The following is a 3,912-nucleotide window of genomic DNA, read 5'->3' on the forward strand; positions in this document are numbered from 1 at the left end:
GGAAGGTTCGCTCGAAGGCTCCCACGGTGACCGCGTCCGTGAAGGGGACGGTGTTGGCGACCGGGGAGGGTTACACCACTATCAGGGACTCAACTGCCGCCGGTCAAGTCCCTGGAAGTGGTGTAACCGTCTTCGAGGCATGAGAATCAGGCCAGGGCCGGCATCACCTCCGTGCCCATCACGGTGCCCGGTTCTTGCGTGAGGGGCTCGCGGCAGCGGGCCAGCAGCTCGAGACCGAGGTACCGGCGGCCCTCGGCCCACTCATCCGTCTGCTCAGCCAACACGGCCCCCACGAGCCGCACCACGGCATCCCGGTTCGGGAAGATGCCCACCGCGTCCGTGCGGCGCCGGATCTCCCGATTCAGGCGCTCGGCAGGGTTGTTCGACCAGATCTGGGACCACACGTCCTTCGGGAACGAGATGAACGCGAGGATGTCCTCCCGAGCAGCATCGAGGTGCCCAGCCACGGCGGGCAACCGCTCGGCCACGTAGTCCAAGAGCCGGTCGAACTGGGCGTGCACCGCCGGCCCGTCAGGCTGGTCGTAGACGCTGTGGAGCATGGCCTTCACCGCCGGCCACATGGCCTTCGGGGTCACCGCCATCAGGTTCGCGGCATAGTGCGTGCGGCACCGCTGCCACACGGCCCCGGGCAGGTTCGCCGCGATGGCTTCGACCAGGCCACGGTGGGAGTCCGAAGTCACCAGTCTCACCCCGTGAAGGCCGCGGGCGACCAGATCAGCGAAGAACTCGTTCCACGCCGCGCCTGACTCCGTGGTGGCCACCCGCAGCCCGAGTACCTCACGTCGCCCGTCAGCGTTGACGCCGGTGGCGACCATGGCCACCGCGTTGATCACCCGACCACCCTCGCGAACCTTCATGGTCAGGGCGTCCGCGGCGAGGAACACGAACGGGCCGGCATCCCCCAGCGGGCGGTGCCGGAACGCGTCGATGTGCTCGTCCAGCTCGGCGGCCATCCGGCTGACCTGGGACTTCGAGAGCGAGTCGATGCCCAGCTGGCGCACGAGCTTGTCCATGCGTCGGGTGGAGACCCCAGCGAGGTAGCAGTCGGCGACGACCGTGATCAACGCGGACTCGGCCCGCTTGCGTCGCTCGAGCAGCCACTCTGGGAAGTACGTGCCGGCGCGCAGTTTCGGGATGGCCACGTCGATCGTGCCGGCGCGGGTGTCGAGGGGCCGGTGGCGGTACCCGTTGCGCTGTGCGGTGCGGGTATCAGAAGCGGTGCCGTACTCGGCGCCGCAGACCGCGTCTGCGTCAGCGCTGAGCAGGGCGTTGATCACGGTCTGCAGCAGGTGGCGCAACAAGTCCGGCGAGGCTTCGCCGATCGCTTCGCGTAGCAGGCGTTCAGGGTCGACAATGTGAGGAGCGGTCATCGTGGTGATGTCCCTTTCGAGAGTGCTGTGGAAGGTTCACTCGAAGGCTCCCACGGTGACCGCGTCCATGCTGGGGACGGTGTTGGCGGCCGGGGAGGGTTACACCACTATCAGGGACTCAACTCAACTCCCGGACTTCCTGCTCCAGTTCACGCACCCGCCGCGCCTCAGCGCTGCTCACGCCAGAGGTGACGCCGTCGTCGATGTCGGCTTGCTTGACCCACATCCGCACGGACTCGACCCCGTACCCGAGCTGCGTCGCGACCCGATTGACGGTCCCATGCTCGGTCCCCAGCTCGGCACGCAGCGTCCTCACCATCCGGACCGCCGCGGCCTTCTCCTCCGGCGAATACCGACGCGTCGTCGGCTTCCCCGCTGTCTGCTCTTTCGGCATAACTCCATCCTCGTTTCCAAGGTCAGGAGTCTCCAACAAACCCAGGGCGCTTCAATCGGTCAGGAAGGCAGCAGGAGCACCTTGATGTCGTAGTCGAGCTTGCAGAGATAGAAGATCAACTCGACGACGGGACGGTGACTATCCCAGCGGGGCTGTGAGGGGCCGATCTCGCAGAACCTTGCGGCAAACTCAACCTTCTCGCGCGCGGCCGGGATCGATGCGCGGAAGGCCGCTTCATCCCATTGCTCTTCGCTCATACTCCCGACCGTAGCGGTGAGTACCGACACGGCCGTGGGAGCTCTCAGCCCCAGAAGATCGGATCCTGGTGGCTGCCGATGTAGTCGAGCAGACTCTGGACGTTCTTCGTCGGGCGCCTCTTCGTGTACTCGTGGAACTTCATGTGCCGGTCACGCCAGTAGATGCTCCACTGGCCGGTCTTGACGGTGTATCGCAGGCGCGCGACCGGGAACCGCGTCCAGTCGCCCTGCCCGTCCCACGGCGGCCGCGTCTCGATGATCGTGACGTGCCGGTCGGCGATCTCGGCTTCTACTCTCACCTGATCCCACAGGTGCTCGGGCACGCGTTCACGGCACCAGCGGCCGATGCGCAGCAGGTCGGTCTCGGGCATAGCCATGGTCAAGTCCTTTTGAGTGGTGTATCGAGGCTTTGTCGGGTTCCTCGTGGTCGGGTGGGTTGTCAGGCGGCGAGTGCCGCGTGGCCGGGGTCGTCGGTCATGGTGTCGCTGACCTGTAGGGCGGCTTGTTCAGCCGCGGCTTTCGCGGCTGCTTCGGCGAGCATCGTGTCGGTCGCGGTCAGCAATTCCAGGCTCATGTAGCGCCGTGATTCGGTCCATTCGTCGTGCTGCTCGGCCAGCACCGCGCCGAGGAGTCTAATCACCGCGACTCGGCTGGGGAAGATGCCGACGACGTCGGTGCGTCTCCGGATCTCCTTGTTGAGCCGTTCGTTCGGGTTGTTCGACCAGATCTTCTTCCACACCTCCTTCGGGAACTTCGTGAACGTGAGCACCTCATCGCGGGCGCCCTCGAGGTGCTCGGCAGCGGCCGGCAGATGGGTGGCCAGGCTGTCGATCATGTGCTCGTACTGGGCGATCACCGCCTCGACGTCGGGCTGGGTGTAGACGCTGTGCAGCAGCGCTTTCACCGCGGGCCACTGCGACTTCGGGCACACCGCCATCAGGTTGGCCGCGTAGTGGGTGCGGCAGCGCTGCCACTGCGCCGTCCCGAACACCGCCCCGGCCGCTTCGACCAGCCCGGCATGGGCATCGGAGGTGATCAGCTCCACCCCCGACAGGCCGCGGGCAGCCAGATCACGGAAGAACCCGAGCCACCCCTCCCTGGTCTCCGCGGTGCCCAGTTGCAGGCCGAGGATCTCGCGGTAGCCGTCGTTGTTGATGCCGGTGGCGACCATGGCGGCGACCTTGACGACCCGGCCGTGTTCACGCACTTTGAGCACGAGCGCGTCGGCGGCGACAAACCGATACGGCCCAGCATCGAGCGGCCGGGTGCGGAACGCTTCGACCGGTGCATCCAGGTCTTTACTCATCTCTGAGACCTGCGATTTCGACAGGCCCGTGATGCCGAGAGTCTGCACCAGTTTGTCCATCCGGCGGGTGGAGACGCCGAGCAGGTAGCAGGTGGCGACCACCGTGGTCAGCGCTGCCTCGGCGCGGCGGCGCCGCTCCAGGAGCCAGTCGGGAAAGTAGGTGCCTTCGCGCAGTTTCGGGATCGCGACGTCGATGGTGCCGGCGCGGGTGTCCAGGTCCCGGTGCCGGTAGCCGTTACGCCGGTTGGTGCGCTCATCCGAGCGGGCGCCGTAGGCGGCGCCGCACACGCTGTCAGCCTCGGCCGACAGCAGGGCATTGATGAAGGTGGTGAGCATCTGACGCATCAAGTCCGGCGAGGCCTGGGTGAGCAGATCGGACAGAAACGCCTGGGGGTCGATATCGTGGGGAGCGGTCATCGCGGGTGTCCCTTTCGAGTGGGATGTGAGAGTTTCCTCGAAAGCCTCCCGCGGGGGCGTGTCAACTTGTCTGTGTAAGCGGGGTGGTCACAGGTAGGGGTTGATCCGGTCGGGGTAGGCCGCGGCGAGCTGGGCGAGGGCCTGCTT

4 protein-coding genes and 1 pseudogene are annotated in these 3,912 nt (G+C 66.5%); all 5 read right to left on the reverse strand.

Annotation, left to right across the window (positions count from 1 at the left end):
• Positions 1–146: 146 nt before the first annotated feature.
• On the reverse strand, positions 147–1,391 hold the full coding sequence (locus ACUW6W_RS11570; RefSeq protein ID WP_031943898.1) for an IS256 family transposase: 1,245 nt from the start codon (positions 1,389–1,391) through the stop codon (positions 147–149).
• A 124-nt stretch (positions 1,392–1,515) separates the two neighbouring features.
• Positions 1,516–1,785, reverse strand: a pseudogene (locus tag ACUW6W_RS11575) (transposase); the annotation flags it as partial.
• A gap of 59 nt (positions 1,786–1,844) precedes the next feature.
• Positions 1,845–2,042 carry a hypothetical protein gene (locus tag ACUW6W_RS11580; protein WP_010078466.1) on the reverse strand — a complete coding sequence of 66 codons (198 nt, stop codon included), beginning with the start codon at positions 2,040–2,042 and terminating at the stop codon, positions 1,845–1,847.
• Positions 2,043–2,086: 44 nt separating this feature from the next.
• Positions 2,087–2,419 (reverse strand): DUF3024 domain-containing protein, encoded by a 333-nt coding sequence (locus ACUW6W_RS11585; protein ID WP_036315702.1) that lies wholly within the window; start codon positions 2,417–2,419, stop codon positions 2,087–2,089.
• A 62-nt stretch (positions 2,420–2,481) separates the two neighbouring features.
• Positions 2,482–3,765, reverse strand: a complete 1,284-nt coding sequence (locus tag ACUW6W_RS11590) for an IS256 family transposase (protein ID WP_100057176.1) — start codon at positions 3,763–3,765, stop codon at positions 2,482–2,484.
• Positions 3,766–3,912 lie beyond the last annotated feature (147 nt).

The sequence above is a fragment of the Micrococcus sp. 093350064-1 genome, assembly GCF_053627955.1.

Excerpts from the sequence above, each read along its gene's own strand:
- ACUW6W_RS11585 (WP_036315702.1), bottom strand. The coding sequence starts at position 2,419 with ATGGCTATGCCCGAGACCGACCTGCTGCGCATCGGCCGCTGGTGCCGT.
- ACUW6W_RS11580 (WP_010078466.1), bottom strand. The coding sequence starts at position 2,042 with ATGAGCGAAGAGCAATGGGATGAAGCGGCCTTCCGCGCATCGATCCCG.
- ACUW6W_RS11590 (WP_100057176.1), bottom strand. The coding sequence starts at position 3,765 with ATGACCGCTCCCCACGATATCGACCCCCAGGCGTTTCTGTCCGATCTG.
- ACUW6W_RS11570 (WP_031943898.1), bottom strand. The coding sequence starts at position 1,391 with ATGACCGCTCCTCACATTGTCGACCCTGAACGCCTGCTACGCGAAGCG.